General features: G+C 67.6%; 14 protein-coding genes and 1 pseudogene. 10 read left to right on the forward strand and 5 right to left on the reverse strand.

Annotation, left to right across the window (positions count from 1 at the left end):
- Positions 1 to 144: 144 nt before the first annotated feature.
- Entirely contained in the window at positions 145 to 396 is a 252-nt protein-coding gene (locus tag VFW45_08145) for a hypothetical protein (protein HEU5180749.1), read from the reverse strand.
- Between the two features lie 41 nt (positions 397 to 437).
- On the opposite strand from VFW45_08145, the gene VFW45_08150 reads away from it, so the two are divergent.
- From VFW45_08150 to VFW45_08165, 4 genes are all read left to right on the forward strand, one after another.
- Complete coding sequence (locus VFW45_08150; protein ID HEU5180750.1) at positions 438 to 1,283, forward strand: hypothetical protein; 846 nt, start codon at positions 438 to 440, stop codon at positions 1,281 to 1,283.
- 71 nt (positions 1,284 to 1,354) lie between these two features.
- Positions 1,355 to 2,182 carry a hypothetical protein gene (locus tag VFW45_08155; protein HEU5180751.1) on the forward strand — a complete coding sequence of 276 codons (828 nt, stop codon included), beginning with the start codon at positions 1,355 to 1,357 and terminating at the stop codon, positions 2,180 to 2,182.
- Between the two features lie 96 nt (positions 2,183 to 2,278).
- Positions 2,279 to 2,701, forward strand: coding sequence for a hypothetical protein (locus tag VFW45_08160; protein ID HEU5180752.1), 423 nt, complete (start codon positions 2,279 to 2,281; stop codon positions 2,699 to 2,701).
- The gene (locus tag VFW45_08165) at positions 2,698 to 2,994 is read left to right on the forward strand and encodes a hypothetical protein (protein HEU5180753.1); all 297 of its coding nucleotides are present in this window, start codon (positions 2,698 to 2,700) and stop codon (positions 2,992 to 2,994) included. The genes VFW45_08160 and VFW45_08165 overlap by 4 nt, the downstream gene beginning before the upstream one ends.
- 6 nt (positions 2,995 to 3,000) lie before the next feature.
- On the opposite strand, the gene VFW45_08170 is transcribed toward VFW45_08165, so the two are convergent.
- Positions 3,001 to 5,370 (reverse strand): Smr/MutS family protein, encoded by a 2,370-nt coding sequence (locus VFW45_08170; GenBank protein ID HEU5180754.1) that lies wholly within the window; start codon positions 5,368 to 5,370, stop codon positions 3,001 to 3,003.
- Positions 5,371 to 5,869: 499 nt separating this feature from the next.
- Here VFW45_08170 and VFW45_08175 point away from each other — a divergent pair, with 499 nt between their 5' ends.
- Both VFW45_08175 and VFW45_08180 read left to right on the forward strand, forming a co-directional pair.
- Complete coding sequence (locus tag VFW45_08175; protein HEU5180755.1) at positions 5,870 to 6,652, forward strand: hypothetical protein; 783 nt, start codon at positions 5,870 to 5,872, stop codon at positions 6,650 to 6,652.
- A gap of 32 nt (positions 6,653 to 6,684) precedes the next feature.
- Positions 6,685 to 8,835 (forward strand): tetratricopeptide repeat protein, encoded by a 2,151-nt coding sequence (locus VFW45_08180; protein ID HEU5180756.1) that lies wholly within the window; start codon positions 6,685 to 6,687, stop codon positions 8,833 to 8,835.
- Positions 8,836 to 8,899: 64 nt separating this feature from the next.
- On the opposite strand, the pseudogene VFW45_08185 reads toward VFW45_08180, so the two are convergent.
- Both VFW45_08185 and VFW45_08190 read right to left on the reverse strand, forming a co-directional pair.
- Positions 8,900 to 9,355 (reverse strand): annotated as a pseudogene (locus tag VFW45_08185) (thioredoxin domain-containing protein).
- Positions 9,356 to 9,367: 12 nt separating this feature from the next.
- Positions 9,368 to 9,895, reverse strand: a complete 528-nt coding sequence (locus VFW45_08190) for a hypothetical protein (protein ID HEU5180757.1) — start codon at positions 9,893 to 9,895, stop codon at positions 9,368 to 9,370.
- Positions 9,896 to 10,077: 182 nt separating this feature from the next.
- Between VFW45_08190 and VFW45_08195 the strand changes: the two genes are divergently transcribed.
- Together VFW45_08195 and VFW45_08200 are read left to right on the forward strand one after the other, a co-directional pair.
- Positions 10,078 to 10,647 carry a hypothetical protein gene (locus tag VFW45_08195; GenBank protein HEU5180758.1) on the forward strand — a complete coding sequence of 190 codons (570 nt, stop codon included), beginning with the start codon at positions 10,078 to 10,080 and terminating at the stop codon, positions 10,645 to 10,647.
- Positions 10,648 to 10,651: 4 nt separating this feature from the next.
- A complete protein-coding gene (locus tag VFW45_08200) occupies positions 10,652 to 11,920 on the forward strand; it encodes a DUF1015 domain-containing protein (protein ID HEU5180759.1) in 1,269 nt (422 codons plus the stop codon).
- A gap of 160 nt (positions 11,921 to 12,080) precedes the next feature.
- On the opposite strand, the gene VFW45_08205 is transcribed toward VFW45_08200, so the two are convergent.
- Positions 12,081 to 13,244: a cysteine desulfurase family protein gene (locus VFW45_08205; GenBank protein ID HEU5180760.1), complete on the reverse strand. Its 1,164-nt coding sequence runs from the start codon at positions 13,242 to 13,244 to the stop codon at positions 12,081 to 12,083.
- Between the two features lie 130 nt (positions 13,245 to 13,374).
- Here VFW45_08205 and VFW45_08210 point away from each other — a divergent pair, with 130 nt between their 5' ends.
- Both VFW45_08210 and VFW45_08215 read left to right on the forward strand, forming a co-directional pair.
- Positions 13,375 to 15,891 carry a hypothetical protein gene (locus VFW45_08210; GenBank protein ID HEU5180761.1) on the forward strand — a complete coding sequence of 839 codons (2,517 nt, stop codon included), beginning with the start codon at positions 13,375 to 13,377 and terminating at the stop codon, positions 15,889 to 15,891.
- Between the two features lie 220 nt (positions 15,892 to 16,111).
- Positions 16,112 to 16,645: a hypothetical protein gene (locus tag VFW45_08215; GenBank protein ID HEU5180762.1), complete on the forward strand. Its 534-nt coding sequence runs from the start codon at positions 16,112 to 16,114 to the stop codon at positions 16,643 to 16,645.
- Positions 16,646 to 16,647 lie beyond the last annotated feature (2 nt).

The following is a 16,647-nucleotide window of genomic DNA, read 5'->3' on the forward strand; positions in this document are numbered from 1 at the left end:
GAACCATGCATGACTCTGAGGTCCGGCCGGCGGACCCGATCGCGGCCGTGCCCAAGCTTCCCGACATCCGGAAGATCGACGCGCTCGAGGACTGGCTGCGCGCCTGCCAGTCGGAGACGGAGCGGGAGAGCTCCTAGCCTCCCGTCATCCGGCGCGACGCAGGATCTTCCGCGCCTTCACCCCCCGACCCCGCCGCACCGCGCGCGGCGAAATCTTGACGGGAGGCCGCTCCGGCGAGGTCCCGGCGCACTCCCGGGAGATCCGGTGTATCAGTTCCTTCTTGGTCATGGCCGCTCCATCCCCCGCCGAGGCGGCGGAGCGGGCGGCGCTTCCGTCCATGGGCGTCCCGGGGCGCCGCCGCGCTGCGAATATGGTCGGCGGTCGGATCGGGATCAAGGCAATCTCCTCCGATTACACAAACGTTGGGAGCTCGTGAGATGAACCTTTCCCCGCTCCGGCGCACGCCGCGCCTTTTCCGTGTCGCAGCCCTGCTCGCAACCTTGACGGCGCTCGGCGCCGCGGCCACCCCGGCGCTGGCGCAGCAGCCGATCACCGGAGACTTCCGCCTGCTGCAGCTGAACAATTTCATCGAGGACGCCGGCCTGATTCGCTCCACCTGGCTGGAGGCACGGGGCGATTACGCCGACTGGGGCGACGGCGGCAAGGACAAGCAGCTCACCGCGGTCGCGGCCTTCGCGTTCGCCGAGCGCTTCGAGGTCGGCGGGAGCTTCGGCTACCTGGACCGCTCGCGCACGGAGGACCAGGTCCTGTTCGGCGAGGAGCTGGGCGGCGATTTCAGCAACAACGGCTTCGGCGATTCCAACCTCTTCGGGAAATTCCAGATCGCCGGGGGCGAGAAGCCCTGGGCCGCGGGATTGGTGGTGAAGCTGGCGACCGGGGACGAGAGTGAGGGGCTGGGCTCGGGGGCCGCCGACTACGAGTTGTTCGTAGCCAACCGCCGCACGCGCGAGAAGCGCGTCTTCTCGTGGAACGGGGGCGTGCGCTTCAACGGCGATCCCGAGGTCTCGGGGACGGGATCGGGCGATACTTCCTTTTTCGTCGGAGGCGGATGGATCTTCCGGCTCTCCTACTCCTGGTCCTTCCTCGCGGAAGGGCGCGTCGAGACGAAGCGCTACGAGGGCGACGATACCGCCGCCATCGTGACCCCGAGCTTCGATTACCGGCCCACCGAGAACATCGCGCTGCGCCTCGGAATCGGGCTCGGCTTCACGGACGGAGCACCGGACCAGACCTACACCTTCGGCTTCGTCTTCCACCTCTGATCACCCGCGGCCGCGCCGGCGCCGCACGCCGCGGCGCCGGCGGTCTCTTTCATTCCTCCACGGAGTCGACCATGAGATCGGCAGGCCTCTTCATGCTTCTCACCGTCGCCGCGCTGACGCTGGCGCCCGCGGCCGATTCGGAGCGCGGCAATCCCGCGGAAGTGCTCGATGCGCCGGGCGGCCGCCCGGTCGCCATCCTTCTGTCGGGAGCGCAGCCGCGCGTTCTCGAGCAACGCGAGGGTTACGTGCGAATCGCGCTGGAGGGCTGGGTGCGTGCCTCGGGCGCGGCGGAAACAGCACCAACCGCGCCCGCCGGCGGCCACGTGGTCCCCGACAGTACCCAGACAGTCGGCACCGGCGCGATCGCCGGCAGCATCGTGGTGACGCTCTCGGGAGGCGAGGTGCGCAAGGGCGCCGGCGCGAGGCTGGCGCTGCTCGGTAAGGTGGCCGAGCTCGAAGCGGCGCGCCGTGAGCTGGCCGCCGCCTACCAGCCGGAGGCGCACCGAATCCAGGAGGAGATTGCCAGCGTCGAGGCCAGGCGACGCGCCGCTCTCAACAGCACCGACAATCTGGGGCAGGCAACGCAGAGCCTGGATCGCGCCAAGCGCGACCTGGCGGCGAGACAGAAGGAGCTCGCGGCGCTGCAGGCGACCTACGAAGGGCGCGAGGGAGTCCTGGTGGAGCGGTATGCGCAGCAGGAGGTCCACGCCGGCGAGGACGGGAGCTTCCGGTTTGCCGGGGTCGCCCCGGGCGAGTATCGTCTCTGGGCGATCTATACCGTGAACGAGGCGACCGATTACCGCTGGTACCTGCCGGTCCGGGTGGCGCCGGGAACCGACGCGGCCATGGATCTCGCCTCACGCAAGCCGAATGAGGATCCCTTCCTGACGATTCCCTGACGCTGGCCGGGCGTTGCCGCGGCGGCGCCAAGACCTATATTGACCGGGTCCGGACAGGGCGGGCCCGGGCCATGGGGATTTGCGAAGATGATGAGCATGTCGTTGAAGGTCTCTGCGGCGCTGATTGCCTTCCTTGCCGGGATGCCGGCAGGGGCCGTGCCGCCCGTCCAGAGCCGTCCCGCCACTGGAATCGAGGGGGTCTGGAAGCTGGAGAAGATCGTCTATCCGGCCGGATCGGTCGATACCCAGGGAGGGTTCATTTTCCTGGAAGGACACTACAGTACTACGGTCAACTATTCGCAGCAGGGGACCCAGACCAACATCTCCCAGTTCGGAACCTATTCCTTCGAAGGGAACCGCCTGGTTCTCGCCCCGACCGTACAGGTGTCGACGCGCGCCCAGGTGGTCGTCTACGATCCCGAGCCTCCCTTCTCTCTCGAGATCACGCTCACCGGGGACGAGATGCGCGGCGTGGCACCGAAGGATGGAACCACATTCGTCTTTCGGAGGGTGCGTTGAGCTCGGTCGATTTCGAGGAGTTCGAAGAGAAGCTGCAAGGGCTCTCGCGCCAGAGCGGCCTCTCCCTGAAGGAACTGCCGGTGCTGCTGGGGGACATCGCGGGCGTGCTGATGCAGGAGGCGAGGACGACCATGTTCGAGGATCGCGAGGACGTCGCTTTCGACGCCCGCTCCATCCGGGAGGAGCTCCTGCGGATGGGCCACGACTCGCGCGAGCTCGGCCTGCGCGAGGTCAGGCTGCTGCTCGATTTCTTCATGGAGCAGCTGGTCGACCCCCGCTCCGCCCGCAACTGAAAAAACCTAGAGCCGCAGGCGCACCACCGTAGCGCCCCTTCCGCCTTCCTTCTCGCCAGCCTCCGCGAACCCGTCCACCTGAGGATGCTCCGCCAGGAAGCGATGGATCGCCGTGCGCAGCCGTCCGGTGCCGTGGCCGTGGATCACCCGCAGGGGACTGACTCCTTCCAAGGAGGCGTCGTCCAGGTACTTGTCGAGCAGGTCGAGCGCCTCCTCGACCGTCTTGCCGATGAGTTGGATCTCGCGTGCCGGCGCCGATTCCTGCGCGCGCGACAGCCGGACGCCGGCGGGCAGGGTGGTGCCGCGCCCGGGCGCGGCGGCGGGGCGCTCGATCTCCTCGCGCCGCAGCTTCAGAATCGTCGATCCCGAACGCACGACGACGCGATCGCCGTCCAGCCGCTCGATCGTCCCCATAAGGTTGAGCCCCGGCACGCGCACCGCCTCTCCGGGCGACAGCGCGGCGGGCGAGGCCGGCGCGGGTCGCGCGCGGGCCGGCAGGAGGTCCCCGGGCAGCGCCGCACGCTCGGCCTCGAATGCCTGTTTCTCGCGGCGCTCCATCTCGCGCCGCAGGCGTCGCTCGCTCTCTTTGTCGATCATCTCCCCCAGGGCGCTCTCCCATTCCCGCCGCATCCGCTGTGAGGCTTCGGAAAGGAGTTGTTCGAAGCGGGCTTCGCGCTGCTCTCCGAGACGCTTCTCGCGCTCGGCGCGCTCCGATTCGGCGCGCTCCGCCTGCGCCAGGGCCAGCTCGGCCGCCTGCCGCTTGCTCCTCAGGTCCTCCTGCAGGACCTGAATCGAGCGCAGGTAGCCGTCCAGCGCCTCGCGCTGCTGCGGGAGCAGGGAGCGCGCCTGGCCGACGATCTCCTCGGACAGTCCCAGCCGCTGGGCCATGTCCAGCCCGCCGCTGCGGCCCGGGGCACCGGCGCGCAGGCGGTACAGCGGGCGCAGGGAGCTTTCATCGAACTCCATGCAGGCATTCGACACGCCCGGCGTCGTGGCGGCGTAGGCCTTGATCCCCTGATGGTGCGTGGTGGCAATGACGAAGGCGCCGCGGCGCCGGAAGAAGTCGATGATGGCGACGCCGAGCGCCGCCCCCTCCTCAGGGTCGGTCCCGCTTCCGGCTTCGTCCAGGAGGACCAGGGCGGGCGGCGCCACCTCCCGCGACATCGTGGTGATGTTGGCCATGCGTGCCGAGAAGGTGCTCAGGCTGTCGGAGATCGACTGGTGATCGCCGATGTCGATCAGGATCCGCCGGAACACCGGCAGGCGCACCTCGCGGGCGGGGACCTTCAAGCCGCACTGCGCCATGGCCGCCAGAAGTCCCACCGTCTTCAGCGCCACCGTCTTTCCCCCGGTATTCGGCCCGCTCACCACCAGCACCGGCTCGCGGGAGTCCAGGGTCAGCTCGAGCGGGATGACGCCGCGATCCGTCCCGCGCAGCGCCTGCTCCAGCAGCGGGTGCCGGGCCCCCGACAGCAGGAGGGAGGGAGAGACGGCCGCGGCATCCTCGATGAGATCGGGATCAGCCCCGTCCATCTCCTCCGCCAGCACGGCACGTGCCTGCAGGAGGTCGATCTCGGCGATCCGGGAGATCAGGTCGCGAAGCTCCGCGGCGCGGCCGCGCAGCAGATCGCTGAACTCGAGCAGGAGGCGATGGATCTCGACCTCTTCCTGCTCCTTCAGCCGGACCAGCTCGTTGTTGAGCGGCACGGTGCTGAGCGGCTCCATGTAGACGGTGGAACCGCTCGAGGAAAGAGCGTGCACGATCCCTTCCACCCATCCCTGCGCGTCGATGCGCACCGGCAGCACGTGACGGTTGTTGCGCAGCGCCACGAAGTCGTCCTGCAGCGCGCGGGCGATGTCGTGCCGCGAAGCGATTGCCTTGAGCTCGGCCTCCAGGCGCAGCGACAGCGAGGCGATCTGCCGGCGGATGCGCTGCAGGTCGGTGCTGCAGCGGTCTTCCAGCTGGCCCGCCGGGGTAATCTTGCCGTCCAGGAAGCGCACCAGGTTTCCGAGATCGGGGAGACCGCGCCCGAGCTCCTTGAGGTCGGAGTAGGTGGAGCGCATCAGGAGGGCGCGCGTTTCGAGCGAGCTCTTGACCTGGGCTACCAGGGTATGGATTTCGGCCCCGGCCAGGGTGGACCCTTCCACCGTCAGGCGATCCAGGCTGGGGCGAATGTCGGCGCCGAAGGAGAGGGGGAGGTTTCCGTCGAGGCGGCGGAATAGCGCCATCTGGGAGGTGGCGCTCTGGAGCCTGCGGACTTGCGTGAAGCCCGACTCCGGCGCCACGGCCAGGGCCACTTCCCGCCCGTAGGGGGTGCGGCAGCGCCCTTCGAGAATCCTGCGAATCTCAGGAAACTCGAGGGCTGCGAGGGTCAATTCGGAAGCTGCCGGGATCTCTACCAAATGTTGTGTTTTTTCTTGACAGTCCACCAATTCTTGTATAAATTCCCGCGCGATTCAGTCGGTTCCCGCCCGTGCCCTCCTCGCGGGATTCGCCGAAAATGGAGGTCAGGTGACCGGAAGCAAGTCCGGAAGCGAGCCGCCCAGCGCGGGCGCACCTGCCCCTCGGAGCCTTGTTCGGTCGACATTCCCGGAACTGCCCAACCCGCCCCACACCGTATCTGCGCCCCAGGGTTTCCAGCCACCGGTCCGTATCCCGCGTCCGGCCGGAAGTGGCAAGCTTCCGGTCTCCAGCTAGGACCCCCGCGCCTGAGTCGATATGGGCAGTTCCGGGATCTCAGTTCCCGGTTCGCTTTGCCGCGCAGCGGATGCGTCACTATAATGAGCGGCGCAGCCCACCATCGTTTCCGTGATCAGGACGTGCCGAATATAGCACAGGCGCCGGGTCGCGCGACGGTGGGGATGAGGAGTCCCGGTGAGCATAAGAGCCGCCCAGCGCCCCTACCGCATCGTCCCCGTTTTAATCGGATTGCTGACACTTCTGCTCTCGGCGCGCCCGGGGATTGCCGACGGCCAGGAACCCCCGCCGGCCGAGGAAAAGGCGCCGGCGCGGACCGCGCCTCAAACGGCCCCGGCAGCATCGCCCGCCGCGGAGCCCGTGGATCCCTCCAAGCAGGGAACCTTGACCTTGAAGCTGGACGGAAACCGGCAGTTCTGCGTCGTGCAGAACGAGCTCGAGTTCTCGGATGCAGCGCGCCAGAAGCCCCGCCAGCAGCGCAACTCTCCTCTGATCACCACCATGGGGTACAAGTACCAGATCTCGGTCAGCCGGCGCGGCACTTCGGGCGTCACCAAGCTGTTCGAATCGCCCACCATTCGCACGACCTATTACGAGAAGCCCAAGCCCACCGAGACGACGCCGCAGCCTCGTCTCCCGACCGAGAAGGACAAGAAGGAGGCGGGGCGTCCTTTTGGGGCCGCCAAGAAGATCCCGCGCTGGATCCCGGACAGTGCCTGCACGACGCTGAAGCCGGAGTACTCCTTCCCGCTCCTCGAGGGGCGCTACGATGTCTATCTCGGCTTCGATCTCCTCACTCCCAACGGCCACTGGGTCCCGCTGCAGAGCGATTTCATCGTGGATTTGACGATCGAGAAAGGGAAGGAGGCGAAAGTGCAGGGGAAAGTGGATTACTCCGCAGGGGAGCGCGTCGTCACCCTGGGCGTTCCCGCCAAGAAAGCCTCCTCGGGAAGCCGCTGAGCGACCTCCGTCGCGCCGGCGCATAGCGCCCCTTGAATCCGCTGCGTCGCTCCCTCGACCCGCGATTCTCCGTCTCCGCCGCCGTCTTCCTCCTCGCAGCGCTCGTTTACGGCATCACCCTGCGCAACGGCTTTGTCTTCGACGATCGTGCCGCGGTGCAGGACAACCCCGCCGTGCAGTCGCTCGATGGGATCCCCCGGCTGCTGCTTTCTCCCTACTGGTCGGGTGAGGGGCTCTCCAACCGGCTGTACCGTCCCGCCACGATGATCTCCTTCGTGTTGAACCGGGCCCTGCTGGGCAGCGCACCGGCAGGGTTCCATCTGATCAACCTCATGCTTCACGGGCTGATTGCCGCCCTGCTGTTCCGCCTGCTCGACACCCAGTTCGGAAGCGTCCCTCTCGCCCTGACGGGCGCGGCCCTTTTCGCGGTCCATCCGCTTCTCTCCGAGGCCGTCTCCGGCGTGGTCGGCCGGGCCGAGCTGCTGTCGGCTTTCTGCCTGCTCGGCGCGCTGCACCTGGATCGGGACCGGGCCGCCGGGTCCCGGGCGGTCGTCCCCCTCGTGGGAATGCTGTTCCTTCTCGCCCTCCTGTCGAAGGAGAACGCGCTGGCCTTCCCGTTGATCCTCCTTCTCACGGACGGCGTCCTGGGAAGGCCTCCCGGCATCTCCGCCCGCAGGCGATGGATGGAAATCGCGCTCCTGGGTGGCGTGGCGGCCGTCTACCTGGCGCTGCGGTGGGCGGCGCTCGGAAGCCTCATGGAGACCGGCGCGATCCCGGAGATCGACAATCCGGCGGCCCATCTGCCGGCGCTGCAGCGGATCGCCACGGCGTTCGCGATGGTGCCGCGCTATCTGGGTCTGTTCCTGTTCCCCGCGAAGCTCTCCGCCGATTACTCGGCCGTGCAGATTGTTCCCGCCTCCGGGCCCTCCGACCCCGCGGCGCTCGGGGGGCTGGCCCTGGTCCTCGGGTTGGTGATTCTCGCGGTGCGCGGGCGACGCCGCTTCCCGGCTCTGACCTGGGGGATCGGATTCGCGGGATGTGCCTTCGCGCTGGTCTCGAATCTCGCCTTCCCGATCGGGACCCTGTTCGCCGAGCGGCTGATGTACCTGCCGGCGATCGGGCTGTGCGCCGCGTGCGGCGCCCTGGCGGCGCTCCTGCACGCCAAGCGGCCGCGTACGACGCGCGCCACCGTCGGCGTGATCCTGGTGCTGCTGGCGGGGAGGACCTGGGCCAGGAACCGGGAATGGAAGGATGATTTCACCCTGTTCCGCGCGGCAGAGCGGGTCTCGCCGAGAAGCTCCAAGGTGCAGTACAACCTGGGCAACGCCTACCGCCGGCGTGGGGAGATCGGCCTGGCCATCGGCCATTACCGCAGATGTCTCGAGCTGTTTCCGCGCTACGTCCCGGCACGGCGCAACCTGGCAGTGGCGCTCACGGACACCGGCTCTTCAAATGAGGCGGTCGAGATCTTGCGCAGGCTGGTGGCGGAAGAGCCGAAACGAGCCTCCCTCTACAACAACCTGGGCAATGCTTATCTGGCCTTGGGCCGGCTTCCGGAGGCCGAGACGGCGTACCGCACGGCGGTTTCGCTGGATCCCGCCTCGGCCGATGCCCACAACAATCTGGCGGTGATCCATCAAGGGCGTGGCGATCTGCCGGCGGCCGAAGAGGAGCTGCTCGAGGCGGTGCGTCTTTCGCCGGATTCGGCGCGCTTCCGGATCGCCCTTGGCGATCTCTTCCTGAAGGAGCAGCGGCCGCAGGAGGCACGGGGGGCATTCGCGGAAGCCGTCGAGCGGGCACCGGATTCGGCCGAGGCGGAGCGCGGTCTTGGAGAGTCCCTGCTCCGCCTGAGCCGGAGCCGCGAGGCGGAAGCGGTGCTGCAGCGCTCCTTGAAGCTGAACCCGCGACAGTGGGAGGCGACGGCGTTGCTCGGATACCTGCATCAGCAGCAGGGAGAGGATCAGGAGGCGGAGCGTTATTACCTGAGCTCGCTCGCCGTCCGTCCCGGACAACCAGAGCTGCGGCAGAACCTGGGGGTGATCTACATGCGCCGCCCGGATGGCAAATCGAAGGCGATCGAGCAGTTCCGCCGATGTCTGGAGCTGAACCCGCCCGAGCCGATCGCCTCGGCGGTACGCCGGATGCTCTCGGATCTGGAGGGCAGTCGGGAAAATCAGCGCTGAGAAGAGTGGGGAGGGAGAATCGTGGGTCCGGGAGAAGGCGAGGCTCCTCCCGGACCCGCGAGATTCAAGGCGTCTTGGAGGCCGAGGGAGAAGGCTTGGCAGCCAGCTCCGCTTCGATCTGCCGCTTCATCCCCTCGAAGGATCGATCGTTCACCTTCTTGCCGTTGATGTAGAGGCTGGGGGTCCCAGTGACCTGGGCGTCGGCGCCGTGTTTCATGTCCTCGGCGATGATCTTCTCCAGCTCGGGATCCTTCTGGTCCTTCTCGAATTTCGCCACGTTGAGCCCGATCTCCTTGGCGAACTCGCTGAAGCGGAAGTTTCCCTGCGGGTCTTTCATCGTCGCCTGGTTCTTGAAGATCAGATCGTGCATCTCCCAGAACTTCCCCTGGCGCTGGGCCGCGAGGGAGGCGAGCGCCGCGGGCTTGGCGTTGGAATGGAACGAGAGCGGATACTGCTTGAAAACCAGCTTGACCTGCTTCGGGAAGGCCCCGAGCACCTGCTCGAGGGTAGGCAAAAGCCTAGCGCAGTAGGGTCACTGGTAGTCGGAGAACTCGACGATCGTCACCGGGGCCGATTTCGGTCCCTTGTAGGGATCGCCTGTGGTGTCGATGCTGAAAACCTGGTTCGGGTCGGCCGCCGGGGGAGCCGGCGGGGGAGTGGCCGCCTTCGCCAGCGCGGCCTGGAGATTCGCCTTGGCCACCGCGGCGCTCTTCCCGTCCTTGAAATCCTGGATGACGCCTTTCGCCAGCGACAGGCTGCGACTGCACCCCGGGTCCTTGACGCGGCACTCCGCCAACGTCATACCGCAATTGCAGTTGCACCGCGTCTCGTTGAGGATTTGGGTGGCGGCGGCGATCTGCTCAGGCGTCAGGCCTGAAAAATCCAGCCCGCTCATCTGGGCGGGTTGCGTCGGCTGAGTCGGCGCAGCGGGCGCAGCAGGCGTGGGTGCTGTCGCTTGGGCCAGCAGGCCGCTTCCGCAGGCCGCCGCCAGCGACAAGACGAGAATGGCCGCCGGCGCGCGCCGTCGCGCGAGCGGATGATTCGGGGCGAGTCGAGTCATGGAGAATCGCTCCTTGGCAAAGGTCGAGCCGAGACCGTGGAGATGAAAAGCAAACCCAGCGATTATAGGCCGGAGAGGCCGTATGTCAATGGGCCGCTGCCGTGCCGCGGCCTATCTGGGAGCCTTCCAGACGCCGTGCTATACTCACCGGACATCCAGGAATCGAACCGGGAGAACCCATCGTGCAGCACTCGAAGCGACGCCTTTCGCGTCTTGCGCCCCTTCTGATCGCCCTCGTGGGGGCCGCCTCGCCGGGGCTGTCGATGCCCGAGCCGCAGGAAGCACCGGACGTGCCGCCGCTCGTGAGCTCGCCCTGGCGGAGCTGGCATTACAACGCGACCCCCGAGCAGGTGCGTTCCGCTTTCGAGTCGCTGTTCAAAGAAGACGGCCTCAGCGTCAAGGAGCAGGACCGCAAAGCGGGTACCTTCACCACCGATATGGCCGAGTTCAACGACAAGAAATTCGGCGTGGAGCTCTCGATCCCGCCCCCCAAGGCGGGTCCGAAATACCCCTACTTCCAGACCAACGACATGCGCTCCGGACGCTTCGGAATCGAAGCCAAGATCTACCCCGCCGCAGGGGCCGAGGTCCGCGTCGACATCCGGGCCCTCCTGGAGATCCGCGGCATGGACCAGAAAGCGAAGACGATGCGCTGGATTCCGCGCTACTCCAACGGGGCGGTCGAGCAGCAGTACTTCACCCGTCTGTCGTTGCGCCTGCTGGAGTCCGCCGGCCAATCGGCGCAGCGCTGATCTTATGGCACGGGTCGTCCCGTTCCCGGCGCTGCGCTTCGCATCGCGGCTCGCCGCCGAGATGGATCGCCTCGCGGCGCCCCCCTACGACGTCATCTCCGAGACCGACCGCGCCTCCTACGAGGCACTCCATCCCAAGAACATCGTCCGGCTGATTCTTCCCGGGGAGGCGGGCCGGACGGAGGACGGGTCCTTTTATTCCGGCGCCGCGGCCTTACTGCGCCAGTGGAGGACGGAGGGGACCCTGGTGCAGGATCCCGCTCCCGCTTTCTATCCCTATCGACAGACCTTTCGAGGTCCCGACGGATCGGTGGCTTCACGCACCGGATTTCTCGGTGCGCTCGAGCTGCCGGCGCCGGAGGCTCGCGGTGCGTCGGTCCTGCCCCATGAGAAGACCCTCGAGGCGCCGCGGCGCGACCGGACCCGGCTGATCGCCGCCTGCCGTGCCAATCTGAGCCCGATCTTCCTGCTGCATCCCGACTCCCGCGGCGAAGCGGGAGCCTGTCTCGAAGAAGCGACGACGCCGGGTCCTTTGATTTCTTTCACCGACCGGGGAGAGGTGCGGCACGAGCTCTGGGTGGTGCCTGAGGGTCCGCTCACCGGGCGCCTTTCCCGCGCGCTGGATTCCGAGTGGACCCTCATCGCGGACGGACATCACCGCTACGAATCGGCCGTGGCGGTGCGCGACAGCCTCCCGGATGAGAAGGGGGCCGGCTTCGTGCTGGCCTTCTTCTGCAGCCTGAAGGATCGCGGCTTCCGCATCTTCCCCATCCACCGGCTGCTGAAGGCGGCGCCGGCCGGGATCGGCGCCGAGCCGTTGCAGCAGATCCTGGGCCGCCGCCACCCGGTCGAGATCCCGCCCGATTCCGCCGGACCCCGGGAGCTTCGCGAGGCGCTCGGGGCGGCGGGGGAGAGAAGCTTCGGCGTCGTGCCGCGCGGCGGCGCTCCGTTCCTCTTGAAGGTGAAACCGCAGGCGGAAGCGGAGGACGGGTCCGCGGGCGATCTGGACACCGTGGTGCTGGAGCGCCAGGTCCTGTCGGCCGCTCTCGGAGTAAGCCCCGCCGACATCGCCGCCGGAGCGCTTGGCTTCACCCCCGACGCCGCGGAAGCCTTCCGCCAGGTCCGCTCGGGCGAAGCCTGGGCAGCCTTCCTGCTCAATCCGCTGCGCACCGAAGCTGTGGTGCGCGCCGCGCAGTCGGGCATTCGCCTGCCGCAGAAGAGCACCTACTTCTATCCCAAGGTTTTCACCGGCCTGGTCATCCGTCCGTTTTGAGGGGCCGGCCTGCTCGTTTGAAATCCACATGCATCGAGGCCTCTGACCGCCCGGATTGCAGAGTGCGTAGAAAGGGCGCGTAACCCACGCGGTACGCAAGCGAGGCAAGGTCGCAAGCCGCGATGGATCGGTGGGCGAAGGGTGCGGTATTTCGGTAACGCTAGGGGCGACGGGGGGTGAGAGGGGAGAGGGCGCGAAGGCGGGTGGCTACTTCCACCAGCGCGGCCGCCGCCTGATCCGCCATCGAGTCGGCTTCGCCGGCTCCAAAGCAAAAATCGAGCGCGCCGCGCGCCAGCACCGGCTCGATGCCGATCGCCTCGAGGACGTGGGAGGCTTTTCCGGCGCCGCGGGTACAGGCCGATCCGCTGCCGGCGGCAATGCCGGCATCATCGAGCAGACCGAGCGCGGCTTCCCCCTCCACGTAGCGCAGGCAGAGGCTCAGGTGTCCCGGGAGCCGCTCTTTTCGATCCCCGGTGGCGACATAGTCCTCGAGTTCCTGCTCGAGACGCGAGCGCATCCTGGCCTCGAGATCGCGGCGGCGCCTCACCTTCTCGGCTGATTCCGCGCGGGCCCACCGCGCCGCCTCGCCGAAGCCGACGGCGAGCGCGACGCTCGGAGTGCCGGAGCGCAGCCCTCCTTCCTGGGTTCCCCCTTCCAGCTGCGGCTTGAGGCGCACTCCCTCGCGCACCACGAGCGCGCCGATTCCCTTGGGTCCGTGGAACAGATGCGCTGCGAGCGACAGGAGATCCGGCTGGATCTCGGACCAGAGACCGGGGAACAATCCGGCGGTCAGCGTCGCATCGGTGTGCAGCAAGGCGCCGGCGGAGCGGGACAGGCGGCGGATCTCCACAAGCGGCTGCATCGTTCCTATCTCGCCGTTGGCGTGCATCACCGACACCAGTGCGGGCGGTGAGCCCAGCAGGCCTTCGAGGTGATCGAGATCGACCCTGCCCCGCGGATCGACCCGGAGCAATTCCACCCGGGCCCCTTCTTCGATCAAGCTCTGCGCCGCGTGCAGCACCGAGAGATGCTCGATCGCCGACACGACCAGGCGCGCGGAGCGCCGCCCCTTGGCCCGGAAAACACCGCGCAGGGCGAGATGGTTGGCCTCGGTCGCGGAGCTGGTGAAGACCACCTCTTCCGGCAGACAGCCCACCAGTTGAGACACTTCCTCCCGCGCCTTCTCCAGCGCCGCGCGCGCCACTCTGCCGCGGGAATGAGGCGATCGAGGGTCGCCGAACTCCTCACCGAGAAAGGGGAGCATCGCCGGCAGGATGCGCGGATCGGGAAGAGTGGTCGTGGCATTGTCCAGGTAGATCGACACGCGGTCTCCTCGCGAGGGCCGGATCCCGCGGGGCTCGCGGGAAAAACGAGGTTCAAGGATAACACCGGCATTGACGCCAAGGAGCGGGATCGGTATATGAAGGGAAACGATCCGCCGAGAGGGGCGTTGGATGCGGATTCCGGCTTTTCGAGGCTGCTTTAGAGGTGCGGCGGCCCTCGCCATCGGCATTGCGGCAGCCGGTCCGGCAGCCGCGGCTACCGACCTTCCCCTCGGACAGGTTCCGACGCTCGTCGTCTTCACGCCCATCTCCGTGGAAACCGATCCTGCCGACGGTACCTCCTGGATCGCCGATCAATACCTGTCCCGCCTGGTCCAGGCGCTGCCCGACGGGTCGCCGATCAAATCGTTGCCGGCCGCCGCATTCGGCGGCGGCCGGATCGCCGGCGTCACCCTCGAGCCGGGGGCATCCGGCTGCCTGTGGGTGAGCGATCCCGACGCGCAGCGGCTCGTGCGCCTCACCCGCGGGGGCCTGCCCGCCGGAGAGTTGTCGGTCGGAGCGCTGGGGATCACCAATCCCGCCGATCTGGCTTACGACGCGCGCGACGGGACGCTGTTCGTCGCCGATTCCACCGCCCGATCGGTGTTCAACATCCAGCCCGTGGACAGCGATGCCAACGGGCTTCCTGATCAGGCGCAGCTTCTGGATCTCTTCAGCACGATCCCGCTCGGCTCCGACAACCCGATGGGCCTTGCGCTCGACCCTGCGGCCGGCCATCTCTATCTCTCAGATCCGGCGCTGGACCGGGTCTTCGATCTGGATCTCTCCGGTGCGCTGCAGGGCTCCTTCGATACCGGCAGCGTGGGCGGCACGTCGATCACCGGGCTGTCCTGGGACGCGGCGGCGGGGACCCTGGTGGCCGCCGATGCCGCCCGCAAGATCCTGCGCCTCTCTCCGGGCGGGTCGCTGCTGGGGCTGCGGAACAGCGCGCCTTTCGGAACCCTCTCGCCGCAGGGCATCGCCTGGGACCCCGCGACCTCGACGCTGCTCGCGGTCTCCGGAGAGCGCAAGCTCATCCGCTTCCGCCCGGAGCCGGCGGGGGCACCCGCCTCCATCGGCGGCATCGACCTGATGCGTCAGGAATGGACGACTCCTTTCACTTCGATTGCCCCGGCCGGCATCGCGGTGGTGTCCGGGAGCTCGGATCGCTACGTGCTGGACAGCATCCAGGACCGCGTCTTTCGCGTGAGCCCGCAGGGGAATTCGCTGGGCTTCTTCGACACGGGCCCCGCCGGGGCCGCCTCCCCCACGGGGATCGCCGCCGGTCCGACGGGCGATTTCTATCTGACCGACAATGTCGCGCGCCGCGTCGTCCGGGTCACGGCCGCAGGAGCGGGACTCGGCAGCTTCTCGACCTCGCCGTTCAAGCACAAGCCCCAGGGAGAGCCGCCGTGCAACGACCCGCGCGGGATCACCTACGACCCCGCGTCGGATCATCTCTTCGTCGCCGATTTCCAGGAGGCGAGGGTCTTCGAGATCACCCTCACCGGCTCCTTCGTGGCCGCTTTCAGCACTCTGCCGGCGGCGCCCTATCCGACGGACCTGGCCCTGGATCCCGCTGCCGGCCGCCTCACCGTGAGCGACAGCAGCGGCACTTACGCCGAGTTCACCCGCAGCGGAGCCTTCCTGCGCAAGTACGCGGGGGTGCCCGCCACCGTCGACCTCTCCGGATCCACGGGCGTGTCGGTTGATCCCGACTCGCAGGTCCGCGTCCTGAGTGATCCTTCGCGGCAGGTGGTTTACTTCGTGTCGCCTTCGGGATCCACCCTGGGGCAGATCTCGCTTCAACCCTATGGGCTGGCCAGCCCGACGGGGGCGGCCTGGCTGGCTTCTGAATCGCGCCTGTTCGCGGTGGACGGGGCGAGCCTTCGTCTCTACTCGATCACCCCCGGCCCGGATCAGGTGTTCGGAAACGCCGATGACGTGTCGGCCTGGACTTCCGTGGCCGCCTACGGCAGCTCCGACCCGGAAGGGGTGGTGCTGAACCGGGCGGCGGGCAAGGTCGGATGGGCCGATCAGAGCCTGGGAAGACTGTTCTGGCTGACGACTTCCTTGCTCTACTCGGGATTTGTCGACCTGGCCCCTGCGGGAGCATCCACGCCGCGGGGAGCCGACCAGGACCCGACGAGCGGCTTCCTGTTCGCCAGCGATCCGGTCTCCGGCCTGGTGATCGCCGATGCCAGCGGCGCCGCAACGCAGGCCATGGCCTGGGAGCCCCTTGGAATTGCCGATCCGTGGGGAATCGGGCTGAGCCCCGCGGAAGAATCGGCGCTGGTGATCGATCGCTCGGGGCCGGCGCTGAAGAGCGTCGATCTGGGGTCTTTCTTCGCTCCGGAGGTGCAGGCGCTCCAGGTGTTGGAGCCCGCCGAAATCAGCTGGCAGACCCGACCCGTCTTCCAGGGCTACCAGCTGTTCCGAGGCTCGCTGCTGCTGCTGCCGACCGGCTCGTTGGGGGGCTGCTTCTGGACCGGCTCCTATCCTCCCGCCTCCGACCCCGAAACACCTTCCCAGGGGGATGGCTGGTTCTACCTGGTGGCCGGGAAGAATGCGGGAGGGGTGGGAGATCTGGGCCGGAAAGGAGATGGAACTCCCCGATCCCTCGATGCGGTCTCGCCTCTTTGTCCATGATCCCTACAGAAAGTGAGAAAAAAACGGACAGTTCCACGTTGACAAGCAACGATTTCACGGTACCTAGACAAATGAAGTCTGTCCAGCCTGGACGGAGAGGGGGCCGTCCAGCCATGTTTGCTCGTCCGGACCCGATTCACCAATTCTCCTGATCGCGCCGCTGGATACGTTTTCCCCTGTTCCGGGGCGCCCTTCAGAAAACGATGGCGTGGGAGGCACCATGACGAGAAAGCCCTGCAAGGCCTGGCTCGCATTGTTCGTTCTCGCGATTGCCGTGGCCCCGGTCTGCGCGGCGGGTTCCGGCAAGGAGCCGGGAGCGAAAGGGAAGCCCGCTCCGGCGATGGAGGTCGAGCCGTCACCGCCGCTCGCCCTGGATGTGAAGATGGTGAAGCTGCAGAAGAACTCCAACGGCGGCGTCGCCTCCCTGAATCTCGATGCCCTGGCTTCGGTCGAGCTGAAGGAAGTGACGGTGACGGTGACGCTGCCGCCGAACGTCAGCTTCGCCGACGGCAGCCACGTCTTCACCCAGACCGTCGATCTCTCGGCCGGACAGGACCTCAAGATTCCCAAGGACCTGCTGGTGGCCAAGGACGGCAAGTACATCGTCAGCGTCGAAGCGGCAGGCACGACGACCAAGGGAAAGGCGGTCCGTCGCGGACTTTCTTACAGACTTCTGGTGGGTGCGCAGGACACGCTGCCTCCCGTCAAGGACGGCGCGATCGAGTACCAGGGCGTCTCCGACGGAGGCAACTGAGT

Source organism: Candidatus Polarisedimenticolia bacterium (genome assembly GCA_035764505.1).
Taxonomy (GTDB): domain Bacteria; phylum Acidobacteriota; class Polarisedimenticolia; order Gp22-AA2; family AA152; genus AA152.

Coding starts and splice junctions, on each gene's coding strand:
- VFW45_08155 (HEU5180751.1), top strand. CDS start 1,355: ATGAGATCGGCAGGCCTCTTCATGCTTCTCACCGTCGCCGCGCTGACG.
- VFW45_08210 (HEU5180761.1), top strand. CDS start 13,375: ATGCGGATTCCGGCTTTTCGAGGCTGCTTTAGAGGTGCGGCGGCCCTC.
- VFW45_08160 (HEU5180752.1), top strand. CDS start 2,279: ATGTCGTTGAAGGTCTCTGCGGCGCTGATTGCCTTCCTTGCCGGGATG.
- VFW45_08200 (HEU5180759.1), top strand. CDS start 10,652: ATGGCACGGGTCGTCCCGTTCCCGGCGCTGCGCTTCGCATCGCGGCTC.
- VFW45_08150 (HEU5180750.1), top strand. CDS start 438: ATGAACCTTTCCCCGCTCCGGCGCACGCCGCGCCTTTTCCGTGTCGCA.
- VFW45_08190 (HEU5180757.1), bottom strand. CDS start 9,895: ATGACTCGACTCGCCCCGAATCATCCGCTCGCGCGACGGCGCGCGCCG.
- VFW45_08215 (HEU5180762.1), top strand. CDS start 16,112: ATGACGAGAAAGCCCTGCAAGGCCTGGCTCGCATTGTTCGTTCTCGCG.